Raw genomic sequence first — 22,329 nt, 5'->3', positions numbered from 1 at the left:
TCTCTGTACCCTACATTCAGAGGCGGCGTATCAGCATAACCAGAGGGCAGTCTATGAATAGCTCAACCAATGCAGCAAAACGCTGGTGGTACATCATGCCAATCGTGTTTATCACGTACAGCCTGGCGTACCTTGACCGCGCGAACTTCAGCTTCGCCTCCGCCGCCGGTATCAATGAAGATCTCGGCATTACTAAAGGGATCTCTTCCCTACTGGGCGCGCTGTTTTTCCTCGGCTATTTCTTCTTTCAGATCCCAGGCGCAATTTACGCCGAACGCCGCAGCGTGCGAAAACTGATTTTTATCTGTCTAATTCTCTGGGGCGCATGCGCATCGTTAACCGGCATGGTCAGCAATATTCCAATGCTTGCCGCCATCCGCTTTATTCTTGGTGTCGTTGAAGCCGCGGTCATGCCCGCAATGCTGATTTATATCAGTAACTGGTTTACGAAGTCCGAGCGTTCGCGTGCTAATACCTTTCTGATCCTCGGTAACCCAGTCACTGTCCTGTGGATGTCTGTGGTTTCCGGATATCTGATTCAGGCGCTGGGCTGGCGGGAAATGTTCATCATCGAGGGATTCCCGGCCATCATCTGGGCATTCTGCTGGTGGGTACTGGTAAAAGACAAACCGTCTCAGGTCGGCTGGCTGTCAGAGTCTGAAAAAGCCGCCCTTCAGGCACAGCTGGAAAAAGAGCAGCAAGGCATCAAAGCTGTGCGTAACTATAGCGAAGCCTTCCGCTCACGTAACGTGATCCTGCTGTGCATGCAGTATTTCGCCTGGAGTATTGGGGTCTATGGTTTTGTTCTGTGGCTGCCGTCCATTATCCGCAACGGCGGCGCAAATCTGGGGATGGTTGAGGTTGGCTGGCTGTCATCCGTACCTTATCTGGCGGCGACGGCAGCAATGATCCTCGTCTCCTGGGCCTCCGATAAACTGCAAAATCGTAAGCTGTTTGTCTGGCCACTGTTACTGATAGCTGCTTTCGCTTTTATCGGCTCTTGGGCCGTGGGTGCAGACCACTTCTGGATTTCTTACACCCTACTGGTGATTGCGGGCGCGGCCATGTATGCCCCTTATGGTCCTTTCTTTGCCATCATTCCTGAAATGCTGCCGCGTAACGTTGCCGGGGGTGCAATGGCGCTGATTAACAGTATGGGCGCGCTAGGCTCATTCTTTGGTTCATGGTTTGTCGGCTACCTCAATGGCGCAACCGGCAGCCCGTCCGCGTCGTACATTTTTATGGGGGTAGCGCTTTTTGTCTCAGTGTGGCTAACTTTGATCGTTAAGCCTGCTAATAATCAACAGCTACCTATTGGCGCACGCCACGCTTAAATTTTAACTTACGGAGATTCGCATGAAACCGTCCATTATTCTCTATAAAGCGTTACCTGACGATTTACTGCATCGCCTGGAAGAGCATTTTACTGTGACACGTGTGCCTAACCTGCGCCCGGAAACCGTCGCACAGCACGCCGAAGCTTTTGCCAATGCGGAAGGTCTACTGGGCTCCAGTGAAGCCGTCAATACCGCTCTACTGGAGAAAATGCCGAAACTGCGTGCGACCTCCACGATTTCCGTCGGCTATGACAACTTCGACGTCGAAGCTCTTAACACCCGTAAGGTGCTGCTGATGCACACGCCAACCGTACTGACGGAAACCGTCGCTGATACGGTGATGGCGCTGGTGTTAAGCACCGCTCGCCGCGTGGTGGAAGTGGCTGAACGGGTGAAAATTGGTGAATGGACCAAAAGTATCGGGCCGGACTGGTTTGGTACGGATGTGCACCACAAAACGCTGGGGATTGTTGGCATGGGCCGTATTGGGCTGGCGCTGGCGCAACGGGCGCATTTCGGCTTTAGCATGCCGATTCTCTATAACGCCCGCCGCCATCATCAGGAAGCGGAAGAGCGCTTCAACGCGCGCTACTGCGATCTTGATACGCTGTTGCAGGAGTCCGATTTTGTCTGCCTTATCCTGCCGTTAACCGAAGAAACGCATCATCTGTTCAGTCGCGAACAATTTGCCAAAATGAAGTCTTCCGCCATTTTCATAAACGCCGGACGCGGGCCGGTGGTCGATGAAAAAGCGTTGATTGCTGCCCTGCAAAACGGTGAAATTCATGCTGCTGGCCTGGATGTGTTTGAGCAGGAGCCATTACCGGCAGACTCACCGCTGCTGTCGTTGCCAAACGTGGTTGCCGTGCCGCACATTGGCTCAGCCACGCACGAAACACGCTATAACATGGCGGCCTGTGCGGTGGATAACTTAATCGATGCGCTGCAAGGACGCGTTGAGAAGAACTGCGTGAACCCGCAAGTCACGCGATAAACAAAAGGCCGGGTAGCACTTACGCTCACCCGGCCTTCCATATCTTACAGCTCTTACAGCGGCTTAATTACTGAGCGGCATTCACCGCAGCAGTCCAGGCCTGGTTAAATGCCTGATGTTGAGAAGCCAACGGGCCAATCAGCGTGTTGTACTGACTTGCCTGCTGCGACGTTGGGAACTGGATACCGTTGGCGACAAAGCTCACCTGCGTATCCTGCTGCGCCACAAAATCACCAACCTGCACTAACTGCTGCGTGAAGATTTGCGCGGCAGGGATCAGCGGCTGTAACGCCTCTGCAGGTACAGTGACAACTTTATTGTAAACCTGGTCAAAGACCGGCTTCAGATCCTCGCCCTGCTTCAGTGCGCCATGCGCAGCATCCGCCTGCAGTTTCGCATTCTGCAACTGTTGCCCTAACACGCCCAGCGCACCATTTGCCTGACGCAGCGGTTCACGCTGAGTCACATAATCCTGAGGAACACGAATCGCATTCACGCTATCAACCACCGGGCGCAGACCGGAGTCCATCGCCTGATTAACCTGCTGCGAATAGCCATACAGAATCGCGTAATCGGACACAAACGGGCCAAACTGTTTTTTCTGATCTGCGGTCAGCGTTGGTAAACGCTCTCCACTACGCATTGCAGTATTCTGCAGAAAATCGATAAACGCTTTGCGCTGATCGCCTTCTTTATCAAAACACCCACTCAGGCCAACTACCATTAAGAGCGCCAAAACAGGCGCAAACCAGCGAGAGCAGGACTTACCTGTCGCCATTTTAATACTCCTTTCACCCAAAAATGCGCACAACGACACCCGCGTGCCTGACGTTGACAAGGATAGTCCAGGTCAGCCCCGCAAGATACCCTTTCCGCGTAATCTTGTGGGGGAAAATAACCGTTCTGGCCATCCTGCGTTTTGCGAAACAATGCGCCATTCACTGCGCGTCATCATATTTTAGTCATCTTTACAATCGGGGTCGATCGTTCGAGATCCCGACCTTTATCAGTTTGTTAGCCTGCGAAAGATTGTTACCCACTACCTGCTGAAACGAATCCACCTCTCAAACCCCAAATCCGACTTCATTTTTTGCGACTACTCTTAATGAGCTTCGAGAAAATTCACGATCCCGCTGTGTGATTTATAGGAGTTCTCAATGGAATACAAAGATCCTATGTTTGAACTGCTAAGCAGTCTGGAGCAGATTGTTTTTAAAGATGTATCGCAGACCGTCGCTCTGACGCAAAAAACCAACCCTTTCACTGAATTTGAACAGCTACGACGAGGGACAGGTTTAAAAACAGACGATTTTGCCCGGGCAATGGGCGTGACGGTCGCGATGGTTCACGAATGGGAGTCTAAACGCGTTAAGCCTTCCAGTACCGAATTGAAGCTGATGCGTCTGATTCAGGCAGACCCGAGATTAAGTAAGCAATTGATGGATTGAACTATTTTTTAATTTTACTTCATAACGGTCCTGTAAAAGGGCCGTTCCCTTAAGAAGGTTATCCACAAAAAAGAAAATAGTAGTTGCATCCACATGCGTAAAATGAGTTAATGCCCTCAACGGTTTGACGTACAGACCATTACAGCAGTTAGTAAGGCAAGTCCCTTCAAGAGTTATCGTTGATACCCTCGTAGTGAGCATTTCCTTTACTGTTAAAAAATCTGTAAAGCACGCCATATCGCCGAAAGGCACACTTATTTTTTAAAAGGTAATACACTATGTCCGGTAAAATGACTGGTATCGTAAAATGGTTCAACGCTGACAAAGGTTTCGGCTTCATCACTCCTGACGATGGCTCTAAAGACGTGTTCGTACACTTCTCTGCTATCCAGAACGATGGCTACAAATCTCTGGACGAAGGTCAGAAAGTTTCCTTCACCATCGAAAGCGGCGCTAAAGGCCCGGCAGCTGGCAACGTAACCAGCCTGTAAGCTTAAAAAGCTCAAAATTCTGAATCCCTGCCGAACGGCGGGGATTTTTTTATTTATAGTTCGTACAACGCCTCGCCCACACGTCTTTGCATTACTTTACCCGTCGCCCCTTTGACCTTTCCCTAAGGGCAAGCTTTATAGTGAGCCAGTCTGTATTCCACAACGTTCACAAGGAATTGAAGCTATGTCGAAATCCTCATTGCTGCTGGCTTTAGGTTTACTCACCACCGGTAGCGTGTTCGCGGCAACTCCGGAAGCCACTTTTTTGGCGGAACACGGGCTCAGCGGAAAATCCGTCGAGCAAATCGTCGAGGCCATTGACCAGTCTCCCCAGAGCCGCCCGCTGCCGTACTCGGCATCCATCACCAGCACTGAACTGAAGCTCTCTTCGGGCGATCAGATCTATACCCTGCCACTCGGTGACAAGTTCTATCTGTCATTTGCCCCTTATGAATGGCAAACACATCCTTGCTTCAACCACAGCCTTTCCGGTTGCCAGGGCGAAATGCCGGAGCAGAAATTCAATGTCAAAGTCACGGATAACAAGGGTGATGTGGTGCTACAAAAAGAGATGAAGAGTGGTCGAAATGGCTTCGTCGGGGTTTGGCTACCGCGCAATATGGCAGGCACAATCGCAGTAAGCTACAACGGCAAAAAAGCGGAGTATCCCATTAAAACCATGGAAGACAGCCAGACCTGTCTGACTAAATTACAATTGCGCTAACAACAAAAAAAAGCCGGATGGCGCAATTGCTTATCCGGCATTTTCTAAGTCAGCTCAGGACCGTTACTGCAGCAGCGAAATATCCGCCACGCGCAGGAACAGTTCGCGCAGTTTTTCGAGCATGGATAGACGGTTAATACGCAGATCTTTATCTTCTACATTAACCATCACTTTTTCGAAGAACGCATCAACCGGTTCACGCAGTGCTGATAACTCAACCAGCGCTTCCTGGTAATGTCCAGCGGCGAAAACAGGCTCCAGCTTATCGCGCAGCACCACAACCTGCATCGCCAGCGCAATTTCTTCCGGCTCTTTCAGCGTTGCCGCATTCACACGGTCATTCAACGTTTCTTCAGACTTCGCCAGAATATTTGATACGCGCTTGTTCGCGGCAGCCAGCGCGGACGCAGCCTCCAGCGTACGGAAGTGCGAAACAGCCTTCATACGCGCATCGAAATCAGCCGGACGAGTCGGACGACGCGCCAGCACGGCCTGGATGGTATCGACGGTGTAACCTTCATCCTGATACCAGGCGCGGAAGCGACCGAGCATAAAGTCGATAACGTCATCCACCACGTTGGCGTTGGTCAGCTTGTCGCCATACAGACGAACAGCCTCTTCCGTCAGCGTTTGCAGATCCAGATTCAGGTTCTTCTCAACGATGATACGCAGCACGCCCAGCGCGGCACGACGCAGCGCAAACGGATCTTTGTCGCCTTTCGGATGCTGACCAATACCGAAGATACCCGCCAGGGTGTCCATCTTGTCAGCAATCGCCACGGCACAAGCCACCGGGTTAGACGGCAGGTCATCACCGGCAAAACGCGGCTGATACTGCTCGTTCAGCGCCACGGCAACATCTTCCGCTTCGCCATCGTGACGCGCGTAGTGCATTCCCATCACGCCCTGGGTGTCGGTGAACTCGAAGACCATGTTGGTCATCAGGTCGCACTTGGACAGCAGGCCAGCTCGCGTTGCGTGGTTAACGTCAGCGCCAATTTGACCAGCAATCCAGCCCGCCAGCGCCTGGATACGGTCAGTCTTGTCGCGCAGCGTACCCAGTTGCTGTTGGAACAGCACGGTTTGCAGACGCGGCAGATGGTCTTCCAGACGTTTTTTACGGTCGGTATTGAAGAAGAATTCGGCATCCGCCAGACGCGGACGAACCACTTTCTCGTTGCCAGAGATAATCTGGGTCGGATCTTTTGATTCGATGTTGGCCACAAAGATAAAGTTCGGCAACAATTTGCCGTCGTTCGCATAAACCGGGAAGTACTTCTGGTCACCTTTCATGGTGTGTACCAGCGCTTCAGACGGAACAGCGAGGAATTTATCTTCGAACTTCGCGGTCAGAACAACCGGCCATTCCACCAGTGAGGTGACCTCTTCCAGCAGGCTTTCACTCAGATCGGCGTTGCCGCCAATTTTACGAGCCGCCTCTTCAGCATCGGCTTTGATTTTCGCTTTACGTTCAGCGTAATCCGCAATCACTTTGCCGCGCTCACGCAGGATTTCCGGGTACTGATCGGCAGAATCGATGGTGAATTCCGGCTCGCCCATAAAACGATGGCCGCGGATCACGCGATCGGACTGGATACCCAGAATCGTTGCCGGGATGACTTTGTCGCCCAGCAGCAGGGTCACGGTGTGAACCGGACGCACGAAGTGAACGTCAGACGCGCCCCAGCGCATCAGTTTCGGGATCGGCAGTTTCGCCAGTGAGGTGGCGATCATGTTCGGCAACAGCGTTTCAGCGCTTTCGCCTTTCACATGCGCGCGATACAGCAGCCATTCGCCTTTGTCGGTGGCCAGACGCTCAGCCTGATCAACCGTGATACCGCAACCGCGCGCCCAACCTTCTGCCGCTTTGCTCGGTTTGCCTTCCGCGTCAAACGCCTGGGCAATGGCCGGGCCGCGTTTTTCAACTTCACGGTCCGGTTGAGATTCAGCAAGGGCAGCTACTTTCAGCGCCAGACGACGTGGAGCGGCGAACCACTCTACGTTGCCGTGTGCGAGGCCAGCGTTGTCCAGCTCCGCGGTAACGTTCGCAGCAAAGGACTCAGCCAGGCTGCGCAGTGCTTTTGGTGGCAGCTCTTCAGTGCCGATTTCCACCAGAAAAGTTTTCTCAGACATGGCCGCCTCTTATTTGTCTTTGTTGCACATCGGGAAGCCAAGGGCTTCACGGGAAGCGTAGTAAGCTTCTGCCACTGCTTTGGTCAGGGTGCGAATGCGCAGGATGTAGCGCTGACGCTCGGTGACGGAGATGGCTTTACGCGCATCCAGCAGGTTGAAGCTATGGGCGGCTTTCAGAATGCGCTCATACGCAGGCAGCGGCAGCGGGTTTTCCAACGCCAGAAGCTGCTGCGCTTCTTTCTCGTACTGCTCGAAGCAGGTGAACAGGAAGTCCACGTCAGCGTATTCAAAGTTGTAGGTGGATTGCTCCACTTCATTCTGATGGAACACGTCGCCGTAGGTGGTTTTACCCAGCGGGCCGTCGCTCCAGACCAGGTCGTAAACACTGTCTACGCCCTGAATGTACATGGCCAGACGTTCCAGACCGTAGGTAATTTCCCCGGTCACGGGTTTACATTCCAGACCACCAACCTGCTGGAAGTAGGTGAACTGCGTCACTTCCATGCCGTTCAGCCACACTTCCCAACCCAGACCCCAGGCACCCAGCGTCGGGTTTTCCCAGTTATCTTCCACGAAACGAATATCGTGAATGGTCGGGTCCATACCCAGCTCTTTCAGAGAACCCAGGTACAGCTCCTGAATGTTGTCCGGTGACGGCTTAATCACTACCTGGAACTGATAGTAGTGCTGTAAGCGGTTCGGGTTTTCGCCATAGCGGCCATCGGTCGGACGACGGGAAGGCTGCACATAAGCAGTCGCCATCGGTTCCGGCCCTAGCGCACGCAGGCAGGTCATTGGGTGAGATGTCCCCGCGCCGACTTCCATGTCCAATGGTTGAACAATGGTGCAGCCCTGGCGAGCCCAGTAATCCTGTAAGGTCAGGATCAAGCCCTGGAAGGTCCTGGTATCAAACTTTTGCATATTATTTCGTGCTGGATACGTGTGGATTTAAAGGAAGCGGTCAGTATACCCGCTGGCTGCAAGATATACAGTACGAAACGGGAAAAAGGGGGAACTTAGCGCATGGAAAGGTGCAAAAACTGCCCGTCTGCATCAAAAGAGCAGACAAAACTCTCTTTACGGAAGGTCGAACCCCGCATCTCATAGCTGCCCTGGAATTGTTCCAGGCCGGAGATATCAATTTTCAGCGCGTCAGTGTTATAAATCTGTGCCGCCTCATTTTTGCACAGTGACTCCATATCCAGCGAGCGCGTTGCATTGACCTTAACCTTTTGCGCCTTCTGCGCGGGCGGCGGTGTGTCGGCGCACGCCACCAGCAAAAGGGTCGCGAACGCGGGAAAGAAATACTTCATCATCATTTTATTACCGCCTGGTTTGCTGGTCAGTCTTATTATTAGTGTCTGGAAACGGATCCTATTTTCAGAATCTCATCAGACCATCTCAAGCTTTAGCGTAAGAACTCGGATTATTCCAGTGAGCTACGCATGCAAAATTTCGGTCAGACTTTTTTTAATGGATACAGAGGAACTGATGCAGCCCAAAATTTACTGGATTGATAATCTGCGCGGGATCGCCTGTCTTATGGTCGTGATGATCCACACCACGACCTGGTATATCACTAATGCGCAAAGCGTCAGCCTGTTGAATTGGGATCTGGCCAACGTGCTCAATTCCGCCTCTCGCGTCAGCGTCCCGCTGTTCTTTATGATTTCGGGCTATCTGTTTTTTGGCGAGCGCAGCGCCAAACCGCGCCATTTCACGCGCATCGCGCTCTGCATTTTGTTTTACAGCAGCGTGGCGTTGGCCTATATCCTGCTGTTTACCTCGATCAACGCTGAGCTGTCGCTGAAAAACTTGTTGCAAAAGCCGGTGTTCTATCACCTGTGGTTTTTCTTCGCGATCGCCGTTATCTACCTGATTTCGCCGCTGATACAGGTAAAAAACATCAGCGGCAAGATGCTGCTGGCACTCATGGTGGTGATAGGTGTGATTGCCAATCCCAACACCGTCTCGCAAAAAATTGGCGGCTTTGAGTGGCTTCCGGTCAACCTGTACATCAGCGGCGACACTTTCTACTACATCGTGTACGGCATGCTGGGCCGGGCGATTGGCATGATGGATACGCAAAAGCGCGCGCTCACCTGGCTCTGTGCGGCGTTATTCATCACCGCCGTGTTTATTATTTCTCGAGGCACGTTGCATGAACTGCGCTGGCGAGGCAATTTTGCCGATACCTGGTACCTCTACTGCGGCCCGGCAGTGTTTATTTGTGCAGCCTCACTCCTGACACTGGTCAAAAATACGCTCAGCACGCGCACTCTGCCGGTACTGGGCCTTATTTCCCGCCACTCATTAGGAATTTATGGCTTTCATGCGCTGATCATTCACGCGTTGCGCACCAACGGTATAGAATTCAAGAACTGGCCACCGCTGGATATGCTGTGGATTTTCAGCGCCACGCTGGCAGGAAGTTTACTGTTGTCCATATTGTTGCAGCGCATCGATACGCGCAGGTTGGTAAGTTAATCCCCCATATATTGCAGACGCAGCAACAAAACTTGCCCCAGTAGACATATGATGAATGCCACCGGGTACAGCCCCTTTTCGAGGGACGATACCGGGGCATTCCATACGCCCACCAGCAACAATCCAATCGTTATGAGCGCCACCATCTGACACACGGAAGCGAAGCGTTCGTCGTTCTGATTGAGATTTACAGCACGTTGATAAGCGTAGGTCACAAACATTCCCGTCATCAGCACGCCGAAAAAATAGCCTTTGCCGCTCAATAACGGGCACGCCCGCCATAGGCCAATAACGTAAATCAGTGCGCCAGAGAGGAATAGTATCCATGGCAACAGCCTTGTCGTCTTCATTGGGATCTCCTTATCCATCAGAGATACAATATGAATAACCCACTACAGACAACACAGAAAAATGCCACTACGCCGGACTTTCAGAATAAATTCATGCGTGATGGTTATTTGTTTGATTGAAATATACATTTGATAAATCCCCTCTGTTTACCAGAGGGGATTTAGGGTCAGGACATCAGCGGCTGTAATTGCTGATAGATTCGGCGGAAGGTTTCCCGACGCTGTTGGTACAGCGCGTGGCGCCCGGCGTCAGGATAATGCGCCTGCTCCAGCGTAAGCTGAGGCAGTAGGTCTGATAAAGGCCGCTGCGTATTCATGGCAATTTGCGCCAGTCGCGCCGCGCCGAGTGCAGGGCCGACATCGCCGCCGGTACGGTAATCCAGCTGCAATCCACTGATGTCAGACAGCATCTGACGCCAGTACTCACTGCGTGCCCCGCCGCCAATCAGCGTAATACTGGCAGGCTGCACGCCGCAGGCATGTACCACGTCCATACCGTCAGCCAGCGCAAAACCCACGCCTTCCAGCACCGCCTGAGCCAGTTCCGCCGGACCATGCTGATGCGTCAGACCAAAAAATACACCCTTCGCCTGAGGGTTGTTGTGTGGCGTACGTTCGCCGGACAGATAGGGTAAAAACCAGACCGGCTCAGCGTGTTCATCCGCCTGTTGCGCTGCGGCAATCAACGCAGGAACGCTCGCCAGCCCGGTTAATTTTGCCGCCCAGTCCAGGCAGGATGCCGCACTTAGCATCACGGACATCAGGTGCCATCTTTCAGGTAAAGCATGGCAAAAACTATGGACCGCGCTTTCCGGTTTGCTGAGAAAACCATCACTGACCGCAAAATAGACCCCTGAAGTCCCCAGCGATAACATTGCCTGACCGGCATTCATCATGCCGACGCCAACCGCTCCCGCCGCGTTATCACCGCCTCCGGCAACCACCGCAACCTCCTGCATTCCCCAGGCCCTGGCGACCTCCGGCAACAATGTTCCGGTAATCTCACTACCTTCATAAAGCTCAGGCATATGCGCACGGGTCAGTTGACAGGCGGCCAGCATGACATCACTCCAGTCACGCTTCGCGACATCCAACCACATGGTACCTGCCGCATCGGACATATCGCTGGCGAAATCGCCGGTCATACGCAGGCGCAGATAATCTTTCGGTAGCAGGACTTTATCAACCCGGCTGAAAATCTCCGGTTCGTGGCGCTGCACCCACAGCAGCTTTGGCGCGGTAAAGCCAGGCATCATCAGGTTACCGGTGATGCCACGCGATTGCGGAACCCGCTCCTCAAGCATGACGCACTCTTCAGCACAGCGACCATCGTTCCACAGAATAGCCGGACGCAATATCTTCTGTTGCTCATCCAGTAGCGTCGCACCGTGCATCTGTCCGGCAATCCCCAGTGCTTTCACCTCGCGAAGTGAATGCTGGTGACCCAATGCTTTCACAGCCCGATCCGTTGCCAACCACCACTGCTCAGGGTCTTGTTCAGACCATAATGGATGCGGGCGCGAAACGGTGAGTTTCTCCGTGTGCGAAGCGACCACATCCCCCAGCTCGTTAAGCAGAATGGCCTTTACGCCTGATGTGCCAAGATCTATCCCGATATACATAAGGCATCGTTCCTTAAAGAAAGGCCCGGTAGCGCGAGCTTACCGGGCTTACGGACGCTCTCAGAGACCCGTTATTTATCGAACAAATAATGGTTCACCAGATTTTCCAGCAATTCCTGATGACCGCTCTGGTGCACTGGCGCCAGGTTATGTTGTTCAGCGTACTGCGCAATTTCCGTCAGCGTCATCTGCCCTTTCAGAATTTGCTGGCCCAGCTCACCATTCCAACCGGCATAACGTTTTGCCACGCGCTGGTCCAGACCACCGTCTTCAATCATGCGCGCTGCAATTTTCAGCGACAGTGCCATGGTATCCATCGCGCCAATATGACCATAGAACAGATCGTATTTATCGGTACTCTGACGACGCACTTTGGCATCGAAGTTCAGGCCACCGGTGGTGAAACCGCCCGCTTTCAGGATTTCGTACATCACCAGCGCATTCTCTTCTACGCTGTTCGGGAACTGGTCAGTGTCCCAGCCCAGCTGCGCGTCACCACGGTTGGCATCGACAGAGCCAAACAGACCCAACGCAATAGCGGTGGCGATTTCGTGATGGAACGAGTGGCCCGCCAGCGTGGCATGGTTAGCTTCAATATTCAGTTTGATCTCTTTTTCCAGACCGAACTGCTTGAGGAAGCCGTAGACGGTCGCCGCATCGTAATCGTACTGGTGCTTGGTCGGTTCCTGCGGCTTCGGTTCGATAAGCAAGGTACCCTGGAAACCGGTTTTGTGTTTGTGTTCCACCACCAGTTGCATGAAGCGACCAATTTGCTCACGCTCCTGACGCAGATCGGTATTCAGCAACGTCTCATAGCCTTCACGACCGCCCCACAGGACATAGTTTTCGCCACCTAACTTATGTGTGGCATCCATGGCCGTAACCACCTGCGTGGCGGCCCAGCTGAATACTTCCGGATCCGGATTCGTTGCCGCGCCCGCGCCGTAGCGTGGGTTGGTGAAGCAGTTTGCCGTTCCCCACAGCAGCTTCACGCCGCTCTGTTCCTGTTTTGCCGCCAGCACATCAACCATCTGCGCAAAGTTGTTTTTGTACTCTTTCAGTGAAGCCCCTTCAGGCGAGACATCCACGTCATGGAAGCAGTAGTAAGGCACATTCAGCTTGTGAAAGAACTCAAATGCCACATCCGCTTTGCGTTTCGCCAGCGCCAGTGCTTCACCAGGCTGCTGCCACGGACGATCGAAAGCGCCCATGCCGAACATATCCGCACCGTTCCAGCAGAAGGTATGCCAGTAGCAGGCAGCAAAACGCAGATGATCTTCCATGCGTTTGCCCAACACGATTTCGTCAGGATTGTAATGGCGAAATGCGAGCGGGTTAGTAGATTTAGTCCCTTCGAAACGAACGCGATCGAGTTGGTCAAAATAAGCCGGCATAATAAGCTCCATAATCAGGTAATACGGTAAGTAAACTGCGATATGGCTATACTGGAATTTCCTGATTTATTGCTCAATTACGTTATTTCACACCGCTATTAAGAGAATACCCAAACGTGCGCTGGCTCCCAAAAAAACGCGATGAAAGAAGAAATAAAAAAGCGATCGCGATCGAAGGTTAGCCATTAAACAAAAAACCGTAATGCGTAGATTAAAAATGACAATTGCCTTCCCGCTGGCTGTATGTAAATTTTGCCTGGCCTCAGGCAATCAGGAAATTTGTCACGCTTCATCAAGCAGTCGTACCGGCGGTTTTGCTAGTATCGACAGGCCCACGTTAACCTTTCCAGGACAGGTTCTTATGTTTGATAAACGTCACCGCATCACTCTGTTATTTAATGCCAATAAAGCCTATGACCGCCAGGTGGTAGAAGGAGTGGGTGAATATTTACAGGCATCGCAATCCGAGTGGGATATATTCATTGAGGAAGATTTCCGCGCCCGTATTGATAATATTAAAGACTGGCTCGGCGATGGCGTTATTGCCGATTATGACGATGATGACATTGCACAATTACTTGCCGATGTCGATGTTCCAATCATCGGCGTTGGGGGTTCCTACCATCGGGAGCAAGATTATCCCCCGGTACATTACATTGCTACCGACAATCACGCGCTGGTAGAAAGTGCTTTCCTGCATCTGAAAGAAAAAGGGGTAAACCGCTTTGCGTTTTACGGCCTGCCTTCGTCAAGCGGTAAACGCTGGGCCGCGGAACGTGAATATGCGTTTTGCCAGTTGGTGGCAAAAGAAAAGTACCGCGGCGTCGTCTACCAGGGGCTGGAAACTGCGCCGGAAAACTGGCAGCACGCGCAAAATCGTCTGGCAGACTGGCTACAAACGTTGCCGCCTCAAACCGGCATTATCGCGGTCACCGACGCGCGGGCACGACACGTCCTGCAAGTCTGCGAGCACCTGCATATTCCGGTACCAGAAAAGCTGTGTGTGATAGGAATAGACAACGAAGAACTGACCCGTTACCTGTCGCGGGTAGCGCTGTCATCCGTGGCTCAGGGAGCCAGGCAGATGGGCTACCAGGCCGCAAAACTCCTGCACCGCTTGCTGGCGAATGAAGTGCTGCCTCTACAACGCATTCTGGTTCCTCCAGTGCGCGTGGTAGAGCGGCGCTCAACCGATTACCGCTCCTTGACCGATCCTGCCGTAATTCAGGCCATGCACTTTATTCGCAATCATGCCTGTAAAGGGATTAAGGTTGAACAAGTGCTGGATGCAGTGGGAATTTCACGTTCGAATCTGGAGAAGCGCTTTAAAGAAGAGGTCGGAGAGACCATCCACGCCGTGATTCATGCCGAAAAGCTGGAAAAAGCGCGCAGTCTGCTCGTTTCTACCACGCTTTCGATCAACGAAATTTCACAGATGTGCGGCTATCCGTCGCTGCAGTATTTCTATTCAGTCTTTAAGAAAGAGTACGATACGACGCCAAAAGAGTATCGCGATGTGAACAGTGAAGTGTTGCTATAGAGGGAATTGCCGGATGGCTACCTGGTCTGATCCGGCCTACAAGGTGATTTGTAGACCGGATTAGCACACGAAATTACATATGTGCGGCGATTAAGCGTTGGTTATCCTGATACATGGCGAACAGATAGTTGTTGTAGCTCTGTCCTTTCGTGGAATACCCCTTCAGCTTATGGATCATCGCGGTAGCGGTGACTTCCTGATCGGCCTTACGCAACTGCGCGCGTGACTTACGGAAAGAAGAGTAAGCCGGGTGCGTGTTCAGGTTAATGACGTAGGCATTTACCGACTCTTTCACCGATTCAAACTGTGAATAGCCTTTCACCTTACCCGGTGCGTTATTGCAACTACCTTTGCCACATTTCATGCCAAACAGGTTGTTGTTGCTACGCGCCAGCTTCGACGTCCCCCAGCCGCTTTCGGCCGCAGCCATGGTTGCAACCATGCTAGTCGGGATAATGTCTACGCGCTCAAGCAGCGTATTCCACGGAATTTTACGCGTGTTGCCAGACCAGCTCACCTTGTAGCGCTTCGCGATGTCTTTCATACGCGTGCGCTCAGTGGGTGACCAGCGGTTCTGGTACTGTTTTGAAATCAACCAGTTACGATCCGCCGTAATGGCAGCATTTTGGCTGGTAATATAAGGCATAACCGTCCGGAGAAACGCTTTTTTCCTTGGTGTTCCGGAAGGGTATTTTCGCAAATCAGGAAGTGAACTACTCTTTGCACTATTGCGAGAATACTCTTGTTTACTGCTTACCTGTTTATTACTTGCCTTGATTACCTGAGGCTTGTGACTCGTTGTCGCCGTGTGTGTCTTTGCCAGCGCCTCACCCGAAAATACCACGGTGAGTAACATAAGAATCATTGCCCCATATCGTCGAATGGGAGTCAATATCATTAGGTCTCCTGGTCGGATTTATGCATTCCAACACCTTATATTTTTCACAAAAATGAGAGATGAATCTCAAATCATATCAAAAATAGCCGTCAAGAGCACCCAAAGGAATAGTCCAATTCTGAAACTATGTCACGCATTAACGGTTCAGGGCGCCATTAATTCGAAGAAAATGTGGAGGTTATCGCAAAATCAGTTCATTTTTTGAACGCGTTAGCTCCCCCTCACTTCTCCTCCTGGCGGAATCGACTCAAAGGAGGAGTTTCCGGCCTGATTTCACTGGCAAACTGGCGAAAATCGCAGCATCAAGGACAGCATTATGAAACTTGCCGCCGTTGCGCTGGCGCTGATACCCGGCTTTGCCATCGCCTCATCATGGACTTCTCCAGAACTTCCCACCTTCGAAGCGGAAGGTACGGGTAAATTCGTCAGCCATGCAGCGTTGACGAAGGGTACTCGCCCTTTGATTCTGAATTTTGACCAACAGTGCTGGCAGCCTGCCGATGCGATAAAACTCAACCAGATGCTATCGCTAAAACCGTGTGAAGGCGCGCCGCCGCAGTGGCGTTTATTCAAAGACGGCGATTACACGCTGGAAGTCGATACCCGGTCCGGCACACCGACGCTAATGCTCTCGGTCAAAAACACCGTAGGGCCCGCCACCGTCCAGATTCGCCAGTGCCCAAAATGGGATGGTTCGCCGTTAACGCTGGACGTGAGCCAGACCTTCCCGGAAGGTGCCGTGGTGCGCGATTTCTACAGCCAGCAAACGGCAACAGTAAAAAACGGGTCGATTACCTTACAACCCGCCGCAACCAGTAACGGACTGTTGCTGCTGGAACGGGCAGAAACCGATGCCCCCGCCGCTTTCGACTGGCATAACGCCACGGTATATTTCGTCCTGACGGACCGCTTTGTGAATGGAGATCCGAGCAACGACCACAGCTACGGACGTCGCAACGACGGCATGCAGGAAATTGGCACTTTCCACGGTGGCGATTTGCGCGGCCTCACCAGTAAACTCGACTACCTGCAACAACTGGGCGTCAACGCCCTGTGGATCAGCGCACCGTTTGAGCAAATCCACGGCTGGGTTGGGGGCGGCGCCAAAGGAGATTTTCCCCACTACGCATACCACGGCTACTACACCCAGGACTGGACCACGCTTGACGCCAACATGGGTAATGAAGCGGATCTGCGTGCGCTGGTTGATGGCGCACACCAGCGCGGCATCCGTGTCCTGTTGGATGTGGTGATGAACCATACCGGCTACGCCACGTTGGCGGATATGCAGGAGTATCAGTTTGGGGCACTGTACCTATCGGGCGATGAGCTGAAAAAAACGCTCGGGGAACGCTGGACGGACTGGAAGCCCGCTGCCGGACAGAGCTGGCACAGTTTTAATGATTACATCAACTTCAGCAATAAAGCCGGCTGGGAAAAATGGTGGGGGAAAAACTGGATCCGCACCGATATTGGCGATTACGACAATCCTGGCTTTGATGACCTGACCATGTCGCTGGCGTTCCTGCCCGATCTGAAAACCGAATCCACCACACCTTCCGGGCTGCCAAACTTTTATCAGCACAAGCCGGATACGCGCGCCAAAGCCATTGCTGGTTACACCCCCCGGGATTATCTGACCCACTGGCTCAGCCAGTGGGTGCGAGATTATGGGATTGACGGCTTTCGGGTCGATACCGCCAAACACGTCGAGCTTCCCGCCTGGCAGCAGCTAAAAACACAGGCCAGCGCGGCACTGCTCGAATGGAAGAAAGCCAACCCGGACAAAGCGCTGGATGATAAACCCTTCTGGATGACCGGCGAAGCCTGGGGTCACGGCGTAATGCAGAGCGATTATTACCGTCACGGCTTCGATGCGATGATCAATTTTGACTATCAGGAACAGGCGGCAAAGGCCGTCGATTGTCTGGCAAACATGGATCTCATCTGGCAGCAGATGGCGGATAAACTGCAGGACTTCAACGTCCTGAGTTATCTCTCCTCGCACGATACGCGGTTGTTCCGCGAAGGTGGAGACAAAGCCGCCGAGCTATTGCTGCTGGCGCCGGGCGCGGTACAGCTCTTTTATGGCGACGAGTCGGCCCGACCTTTTGGCCCAACCGGCTCTGACCCATTACAGGGTACACGCTCAGAGATGAACTGGCAGGAGGTGACCGGCAAATCTGCCACCAGCGTCGCGCACTGGCAGCGTATCAGTCAGTTCAGGGCCAGACATTCCGCTATTGGCGCCGGTCAACAAACCACGCTGGCTTTGAAGCAGGGATACGGATTTATCCGCGAACATGGCGATGATAAAGTCATGGTGGTGTGGGCTGGCCAGCATTAACCAGGCTAGCGTCCGGTGTCGTCATCTGGCCGGACGCAGATCAAAACAATTCACCAGCCTGATACGTTTAGGCAGCATAAAACATCAATCCAGCCTGATACCCCTGATTTGCACCCTGCTATGGGTAGCGCTATGGTTAGCCACTTTATTACTCAGTTCGACAGACCACCAGCTATGACATTCTCACTTTTTGGCGACAAATTTACCCGCCATTCAGGCATCACACGCCTGATGGAGGACCTCAACGACGGTTTACGCACCCCTGGCGCCATCATGCTCGGCGGCGGCAATCCAGCGCAAATTCCAGAGATGCAAAATTACTTTCATTCTCTGCTGGCAGATATGCTGGAAAACGGCAAAGCCACTGATGCGCTTTGTAATTATGACGGTCCACAAGGTAAAACCGAGCTACTGTCTGAGCTGGCGAAACTGCTACGTGAGAATCTGGGTTGGGATATTGAGCCACAAAATATTGCACTGACAAATGGCAGTCAGAGCGCGTTTTTCTACTTATTCAACCTCTTCGCCGGACGTCGCGCCGATGGAACCACCCGAAAAGTGTTGTTCCCATTGGCACCGGAATACATTGGCTATGCCGATTCCGGGCTGGAAGAAGATCTCTTTGTCTCCGCGCGTCCGAACATCGAACTGTTGCCGGAAGGTCAGTTTAAGTATCACGTTGATTTTGAACACCTGCACATCGGTGAAGAGACAGGCATGATCTGCGTGTCACGTCCGACCAATCCGACAGGTAACGTGATCACCGATGACGAGCTGATGAAGCTGGATCGGCTGGCCAACCAGCATGGGATCCCGTTGGTGATTGATAATGCCTATGGCGTACCGTTCCCTGGCATCATCTTTAGCGAAGCACGCCCGTTGTGGAACCCCAACATTGTGCTGTGCATGAGTCTTTCGAAGCTGGGTCTGCCGGGTTCCCGCTGTGGCATCATTATCGCCAATGAAAAAATCATCACAGCTATCACCAATATGAACGGCATCATCAGCCTTGCACCTGGCGGAATGGGTCCGGCAATGATGTGCGAAATGATTAAGCGCAACGACCTCTTGCGTCTGTCCGAGACGGTTATCAAACCGTTTTATTACCAGCGCGTACAGGAGACAATTGCGATCATTCGCCGCTATTTACCTGAAGATCGCTGCCTGATTCATAAACCAGAGGGCGCGATTTTCCTGTGGCTGTGGTTCAAAGATTTACCCATCACTACTGAACTGCTGTATCAGCGCCTGAAAGCGCGTGGCGTGCTGATGGTTCCCGGCGACTACTTCTTCCCAGGGCTGGATAAACCCTGGCCGCATACGCATCAGTGCATGCGGATGAACTACGTGCCAGAGCCGGAGAAAATCGAAGCGGGAGTGAAGATTCTGGCTGAAGAGATCGAACGCGCCTGGCTGGAAGGCTGATGATAAACCCGACCCAGGCACGGGTCGGGCTACTTTCACAGCGGCTGGGAACGTAGACGCTGTTTCTGGACGCTGACCGCATCTATACACTGCAACGCGCTGGTCGGGCAGGCTTCGACACACGCGGGTCCCGCCTCACGGTGCCAGCACAAATCGCATTTTATCGCCTGCACCCGTGACGAGCGGGCGACGACATTCATTGCCCCAAACGGACAAGCCAGCATACAGCTTTTACAGCCAATACAACGCGCCTGTTCAACGAAGATATGTCCATGTTCACGACGAATAGCGTGCGTTGGGCAAACATTCGCGCAAGGAGCATCTTCACATTGATGACAAGCGACCGCCGTCGTAAAGGCGTCATCTTTAATCACGCGGATCCGCGGAGTAAACGCAGTGGAAGAGACCGACGCACAATCCTGGTTTTGCTGATGCGCGACGACACAGGCCACTTCGCAGGTACGACACCCAATACATTTTGCCGCATCCGCCATAATAAACGCGTTCATTTTCCCCTCCCTCTGCGTGAAAAACACAGAGTGCCAGAGAGGTCACCCTTGTCGCTTTGATCGGACAGGGGAAACGGTTAAATTTTGTCAGGTGCCTGAACGACGCCAGGCATGCGCCTAATCGCGAACGGTAAAGCCCAGCTCATTGGAAATGGCCTGCGCGGTTTCCCGCAGCGGCTTGAGTAAATTCTTTTCTCCGACCTGCTTCAGGCGCGAGGTAGAGAGTGAAATCGATACTGAGTACGGCACCCGCCCATGAATATCAAACACCGGCACGGCAATGCAGGAAACCCCCAGCTCGTTCTCTTCCCGATCCATTGCCATGCTGCTTTCGCGAATCTGTGCCAGCTCATCGTACATGGCCGGTAAACCAGTAATCGTATTGCGGGTCAGCGGCTGAATCAGATCCTGGTGGCTCTGCCAGTAAGATTCCACATAGTCCGGATGACCAAACGCCATATAAATTTTGCCCATCGCTGAGCAATACAGCGGCATATGCTGACCGATATAAGCGCGGGTACGCAGCATGCCCGTTGTCGGTTCCAGCTTATAAATCAAAATCGCATGGTCGTCTTCACGACTGGAGAAGTTGATGGTTTCACCGGTGGCGATATTCAGCGCTTCAAGGTGCGGCGCAGCAACATGGATGATATTCAGTGACGACAGTGCCTTCTGACCCACGGCAATAAATTTGGTGGTCAGGCGATAACTCCCCGCCGCTGGCGCGGGAGTGACATATCCGCAGGATTGCAGCCCTTGCAGCAGTCGATGCACGGTACTTTTGTTCAGCCCTGCCAGTTCAGACAAATGCGCCAACGGGCAACCATTCGGATAGTTGCTCAAAATCTCAATCAACATCAAACCACGGAACAGGCTCTGACTTCCGGCTGGCCTCTCTTTGTCTTGCGTCATTTCACTCTCTTTAGTGCCCATCGCTTCCGCTCCCCTTTTCGTCGCGCTCTGATGGTAGCGCAAAGTGTGTTTCAGTTCACGATCTGAACCGAAAAAACACAACCGTTTGATTTTGATGATTTTAAAAAACAAGCCGCCCCGTTGATCTGTCAAAATTTGATCGCTATATTTGAAATCAGATTTCGCATAGTGAAATTTAGAGATAAAAAAGCGATCAAATTTAAACAAGGAAACAGGAATGAAAGTCACTTTTGAGCAGTTGAAAGAAGCGTTCAATCGGGTACTGCTGGCACGCGGTATCGCCGTTGAAACCGCCGATGCCTGTGCCGAAATGTTTGCCCGTACCACCGAATCCGGCGTGTATTCGCACGGCGTGAACCGTTTTCCCCGTTTCATTCAGCAACTGGATAACGGTGACATCATTCCTGAAGCCAAACCGCAGCGCATTACCAGCCTGGGGGCGATTGAGCAGTGGGATGCCCAACGTTCGATCGGCAATTTGACGGCGAAAAAGATGATGGACCGAGCCATCGAACTGGCCTCCGATCACGGTATTGGCCTGGTCGCGCTACGTAACGCCAACCATTGGATGCGCGGCGGCAGCTATGGCTGGCAAGCAGCGGAGAAAGGCTACATTGGTATCTGCTGGACCAACTCCATTGCCGTGATGCCTGCATGGGGTTCTAAAGAGTGCTGCATAGGCACTAACCCGCTGATTGTTGCCATCCCCTCCACGCCGATCACCATGGTCGATATGTCGATGTCGATGTTCTCCTACGGCATGCTGGAAGTGAATCGCCTGGCCGGTCGTGAACTGCCGGTGGACGGCGGGTTCGACGATGAAGGTAACCTCACCAGAGAACCTGGCGTTATCGAGAAAAACCGCCGTATTTTACCAATGGGTTACTGGAAAGGTTCTGGCCTGTCGATTGTGCTGGATATGATCGCCACCCTGCTTTCAGACGGTTCTTCCGTGGCCGAAGTCACCCAGGACAACAGTGATGAATATGGCGTTTCACAGATTTTCATCGCCATCGAAGTAGACAAGCTGATCGATGGCGCATCCCGCGACGCCAAACTGCAGCGGATTATGGATTTCATCACCTCCGCCGAACGCGCCGATGAAAACACACCTGTTCGTCTACCAGGTCACGAGTTTACAAAGTTGCTGGATGAAAACCGCCGCAACGGTATCACCGTTGATGACAGCGTCTGGGCCAAAATTCAGGCGTTGTAAGGAGTCAGAGTATGATCTTTGGACATATCGCTCAGCCTAACCCGTGTCGTTTACCCGCGGCGATTGAAAGAGCGCTCGACTTTCTGCGCAGCACAGACTTCCGCAAACTGGAACCGGGCGTAGTGGAAATCGACGGTAAAAACATCTTTGCGCAAATTATCGATTTAACCACGCGTGATGTTGCCGAAAATCGCCCGGAAGTGCATCGCCGCTACCTGGATATTCAATTTCTGGCCTGGGGTGAAGAAAAAATCGGTATCGCGATTGATACCGGGAATAACCAAATCAGTGAATCGTTATTAGAACAGCGCGATATTATTTTTTATCACGCCAGCGAACATGAATCTTTCATCGAAATGATTCCGGGAAGCTATGCCATATTTTTCCCGCAGGATGTTCACCGTCCTGCATGTCATAAAACTGTCGCCACACCGATCCGCAAAATAGTTGTGAAGGTTGCTATTTCAGTTTTATAAAAGGA

At 52.5% G+C, this 22,329-nt stretch carries 21 protein-coding genes; 11 read left to right on the top strand and 10 right to left on the bottom strand.

The features are described from left to right. Window positions 1–53: 53 nt before the first annotated feature. The gene (locus On2M_RS00940) at window positions 54–1,334 is read left to right on the top strand and encodes an MFS transporter (RefSeq protein ID WP_151216936.1); all 1,281 of its coding nucleotides are present in this window, start codon (window positions 54–56) and stop codon (window positions 1,332–1,334) included. Between the two features lie 22 nt (window positions 1,335–1,356). Further along, the gene (gene ghrB / locus On2M_RS00935) at window positions 1,357–2,331 is read left to right on the top strand and encodes a glyoxylate/hydroxypyruvate reductase GhrB (protein ID WP_151223985.1); all 975 of its coding nucleotides are present in this window, start codon (window positions 1,357–1,359) and stop codon (window positions 2,329–2,331) included. Between the two features lie 67 nt (window positions 2,332–2,398). On the opposite strand, the gene On2M_RS00930 is transcribed toward ghrB, so the two are convergent. Continuing rightward, on the bottom strand, window positions 2,399–3,109 hold the full coding sequence (locus On2M_RS00930; RefSeq protein WP_003837709.1) for a DUF3053 domain-containing protein: 711 nt from the start codon (window positions 3,107–3,109) through the stop codon (window positions 2,399–2,401). Window positions 3,110–3,488: 379 nt separating this feature from the next. Between On2M_RS00930 and On2M_RS00925 the strand changes: the two genes are divergently transcribed. The 3 genes from On2M_RS00925 (at window position 3,489) to cueP (ending at window position 4,994) form a co-directional block, all read left to right on the top strand. Further along, on the top strand, window positions 3,489–3,779 hold the full coding sequence (locus On2M_RS00925; protein ID WP_151216938.1) for an HTH-type transcriptional regulator: 291 nt from the start codon (window positions 3,489–3,491) through the stop codon (window positions 3,777–3,779). A gap of 278 nt (window positions 3,780–4,057) precedes the next feature. After that, window positions 4,058–4,270, top strand: a complete 213-nt coding sequence (gene cspA, locus On2M_RS00920) for an RNA chaperone/antiterminator CspA (RefSeq protein ID WP_000014594.1) — start codon at window positions 4,058–4,060, stop codon at window positions 4,268–4,270. A 184-nt stretch (window positions 4,271–4,454) separates the two neighbouring features. Next, on the top strand, window positions 4,455–4,994 hold the full coding sequence (gene cueP, locus On2M_RS00915; RefSeq protein ID WP_210904160.1) for a copper-binding periplasmic metallochaperone CueP: 540 nt from the start codon (window positions 4,455–4,457) through the stop codon (window positions 4,992–4,994). Between the two features lie 63 nt (window positions 4,995–5,057). On the opposite strand, the gene glyS is transcribed toward cueP, so the two are convergent. From glyS to On2M_RS00900, 3 genes are all read right to left on the bottom strand, one after another. Further along, complete coding sequence (gene glyS / locus On2M_RS00910) at window positions 5,058–7,127, bottom strand: glycine--tRNA ligase subunit beta (RefSeq protein WP_210904159.1); 2,070 nt, start codon at window positions 7,125–7,127, stop codon at window positions 5,058–5,060. Window positions 7,128–7,136: 9 nt separating this feature from the next. Further along, window positions 7,137–8,048: a glycine--tRNA ligase subunit alpha gene (gene glyQ, locus On2M_RS00905; protein ID WP_001168551.1), complete on the bottom strand. Its 912-nt coding sequence runs from the start codon at window positions 8,046–8,048 to the stop codon at window positions 7,137–7,139. A 95-nt stretch (window positions 8,049–8,143) separates the two neighbouring features. Further along, window positions 8,144–8,446, bottom strand: a complete 303-nt coding sequence (locus On2M_RS00900) for a YsaB family lipoprotein (protein WP_151223986.1) — start codon at window positions 8,444–8,446, stop codon at window positions 8,144–8,146. Between the two features lie 172 nt (window positions 8,447–8,618). On the opposite strand from On2M_RS00900, the gene On2M_RS00895 reads away from it, so the two are divergent. Next, window positions 8,619–9,614: an acyltransferase gene (locus tag On2M_RS00895; protein WP_210904157.1), complete on the top strand. Its 996-nt coding sequence runs from the start codon at window positions 8,619–8,621 to the stop codon at window positions 9,612–9,614. On the opposite strand, the gene yiaB is transcribed toward On2M_RS00895, so the two are convergent. From yiaB to xylA, 3 genes are all read right to left on the bottom strand, one after another. After that, window positions 9,611–9,964, bottom strand: a complete 354-nt coding sequence (gene yiaB / locus On2M_RS00890) for an inner membrane protein YiaB (protein ID WP_151223988.1) — start codon at window positions 9,962–9,964, stop codon at window positions 9,611–9,613. The two genes, On2M_RS00895 and yiaB, sit on opposite strands and share 4 nt — an antisense overlap. Window positions 9,965–10,131: 167 nt before the next feature. Next, a complete protein-coding gene (gene xylB, locus On2M_RS00885; protein ID WP_151216943.1) occupies window positions 10,132–11,586 on the bottom strand; it encodes a xylulokinase in 1,455 nt (484 codons plus the stop codon). 71 nt (window positions 11,587–11,657) lie between these two features. Next, a complete protein-coding gene (gene xylA / locus On2M_RS00880) occupies window positions 11,658–12,980 on the bottom strand; it encodes a xylose isomerase (RefSeq protein ID WP_151216944.1) in 1,323 nt (440 codons plus the stop codon). A gap of 361 nt (window positions 12,981–13,341) precedes the next feature. On the opposite strand from xylA, the gene xylR reads away from it, so the two are divergent. Further along, window positions 13,342–14,520 (top strand): D-xylose utilization transcriptional activator XylR, encoded by a 1,179-nt coding sequence (gene xylR, locus On2M_RS00875; RefSeq protein WP_210904155.1) that lies wholly within the window; start codon window positions 13,342–13,344, stop codon window positions 14,518–14,520. Window positions 14,521–14,593: 73 nt separating this feature from the next. Here xylR and On2M_RS00870 read toward each other — a convergent pair whose 3' ends face one another. Further along, the gene (locus tag On2M_RS00870) at window positions 14,594–15,418 is read right to left on the bottom strand and encodes a protein bax (protein ID WP_151216947.1); all 825 of its coding nucleotides are present in this window, start codon (window positions 15,416–15,418) and stop codon (window positions 14,594–14,596) included. A 316-nt stretch (window positions 15,419–15,734) separates the two neighbouring features. On the opposite strand from On2M_RS00870, the gene malS reads away from it, so the two are divergent. Both malS and avtA read left to right on the top strand, forming a co-directional pair. Beyond that, window positions 15,735–17,765, top strand: a complete 2,031-nt coding sequence (gene malS, locus On2M_RS00865) for an alpha-amylase (RefSeq protein WP_210904153.1) — start codon at window positions 15,735–15,737, stop codon at window positions 17,763–17,765. A gap of 132 nt (window positions 17,766–17,897) precedes the next feature. Continuing rightward, window positions 17,898–19,190, top strand: a complete 1,293-nt coding sequence (avtA, locus tag On2M_RS00860) for a valine--pyruvate transaminase (RefSeq protein ID WP_247604898.1) — start codon at window positions 17,898–17,900, stop codon at window positions 19,188–19,190. Window positions 19,191–19,225: 35 nt separating this feature from the next. Here the strand turns inward: avtA and On2M_RS00855 are convergent, their stop codons facing one another. After that, entirely contained in the window at window positions 19,226–19,699 is a 474-nt protein-coding gene (locus On2M_RS00855) for a 4Fe-4S dicluster domain-containing protein (protein ID WP_005120516.1), read from the bottom strand. 117 nt (window positions 19,700–19,816) lie between these two features. Further along, window positions 19,817–20,632 (bottom strand): IclR family transcriptional regulator YiaJ, encoded by an 816-nt coding sequence (gene yiaJ, locus On2M_RS00850; protein ID WP_048213806.1) that lies wholly within the window; start codon window positions 20,630–20,632, stop codon window positions 19,817–19,819. A 217-nt stretch (window positions 20,633–20,849) separates the two neighbouring features. Between yiaJ and yiaK the strand changes: the two genes are divergently transcribed. Beyond that, the gene (yiaK, locus tag On2M_RS00845; protein WP_151216954.1) at window positions 20,850–21,848 is read left to right on the top strand and encodes a 3-dehydro-L-gulonate 2-dehydrogenase; all 999 of its coding nucleotides are present in this window, start codon (window positions 20,850–20,852) and stop codon (window positions 21,846–21,848) included. An 11-nt stretch (window positions 21,849–21,859) separates the two neighbouring features. Further along, on the top strand, window positions 21,860–22,324 hold the full coding sequence (locus On2M_RS00840) for a YhcH/YjgK/YiaL family protein (RefSeq protein WP_151216956.1): 465 nt from the start codon (window positions 21,860–21,862) through the stop codon (window positions 22,322–22,324). Window positions 22,325–22,329: the final 5 nt, after the last annotated feature.

Source organism: Citrobacter sp. On2M (assembly GCF_018035235.1).
GTDB classification, from domain to species: domain Bacteria; phylum Pseudomonadota; class Gammaproteobacteria; order Enterobacterales; family Enterobacteriaceae; genus Citrobacter; species Citrobacter meridianamericanus.
The sequence above is the reverse complement of the archived record's forward strand: the minus strand, read 5'-3'. Positions and strand labels throughout refer to the sequence as shown.

Coding starts and splice junctions, on each gene's coding strand:
- On2M_RS00940 (WP_151216936.1), top strand. CDS start 54: ATGAATAGCTCAACCAATGCAGCAAAACGCTGGTGGTACATCATGCCA.
- ghrB (WP_151223985.1), top strand. CDS start 1,357: ATGAAACCGTCCATTATTCTCTATAAAGCGTTACCTGACGATTTACTG.
- On2M_RS00930 (WP_003837709.1), bottom strand. CDS start 3,109: ATGGCGACAGGTAAGTCCTGCTCTCGCTGGTTTGCGCCTGTTTTGGCG.
- On2M_RS00925 (WP_151216938.1), top strand. CDS start 3,489: ATGGAATACAAAGATCCTATGTTTGAACTGCTAAGCAGTCTGGAGCAG.
- cspA (WP_000014594.1), top strand. CDS start 4,058: ATGTCCGGTAAAATGACTGGTATCGTAAAATGGTTCAACGCTGACAAA.
- cueP (WP_210904160.1), top strand. CDS start 4,455: ATGTCGAAATCCTCATTGCTGCTGGCTTTAGGTTTACTCACCACCGGT.
- glyS (WP_210904159.1), bottom strand. CDS start 7,127: ATGTCTGAGAAAACTTTTCTGGTGGAAATCGGCACTGAAGAGCTGCCA.
- glyQ (WP_001168551.1), bottom strand. CDS start 8,048: ATGCAAAAGTTTGATACCAGGACCTTCCAGGGCTTGATCCTGACCTTA.
- On2M_RS00900 (WP_151223986.1), bottom strand. CDS start 8,446: ATGATGATGAAGTATTTCTTTCCCGCGTTCGCGACCCTTTTGCTGGTG.
- On2M_RS00895 (WP_210904157.1), top strand. CDS start 8,619: ATGCAGCCCAAAATTTACTGGATTGATAATCTGCGCGGGATCGCCTGT.
- yiaB (WP_151223988.1), bottom strand. CDS start 9,964: ATGAAGACGACAAGGCTGTTGCCATGGATACTATTCCTCTCTGGCGCA.
- xylB (WP_151216943.1), bottom strand. CDS start 11,586: ATGTATATCGGGATAGATCTTGGCACATCAGGCGTAAAGGCCATTCTG.
- xylA (WP_151216944.1), bottom strand. CDS start 12,980: ATGCCGGCTTATTTTGACCAACTCGATCGCGTTCGTTTCGAAGGGACT.
- xylR (WP_210904155.1), top strand. CDS start 13,342: ATGTTTGATAAACGTCACCGCATCACTCTGTTATTTAATGCCAATAAA.
- On2M_RS00870 (WP_151216947.1), bottom strand. CDS start 15,418: ATGATATTGACTCCCATTCGACGATATGGGGCAATGATTCTTATGTTA.
- malS (WP_210904153.1), top strand. CDS start 15,735: ATGAAACTTGCCGCCGTTGCGCTGGCGCTGATACCCGGCTTTGCCATC.
- avtA (WP_247604898.1), top strand. CDS start 17,898: ATGGTTAGCCACTTTATTACTCAGTTCGACAGACCACCAGCTATGACA.
- On2M_RS00855 (WP_005120516.1), bottom strand. CDS start 19,699: ATGAACGCGTTTATTATGGCGGATGCGGCAAAATGTATTGGGTGTCGT.
- yiaJ (WP_048213806.1), bottom strand. CDS start 20,632: ATGGGCACTAAAGAGAGTGAAATGACGCAAGACAAAGAGAGGCCAGCC.
- yiaK (WP_151216954.1), top strand. CDS start 20,850: ATGAAAGTCACTTTTGAGCAGTTGAAAGAAGCGTTCAATCGGGTACTG.
- On2M_RS00840 (WP_151216956.1), top strand. CDS start 21,860: ATGATCTTTGGACATATCGCTCAGCCTAACCCGTGTCGTTTACCCGCG.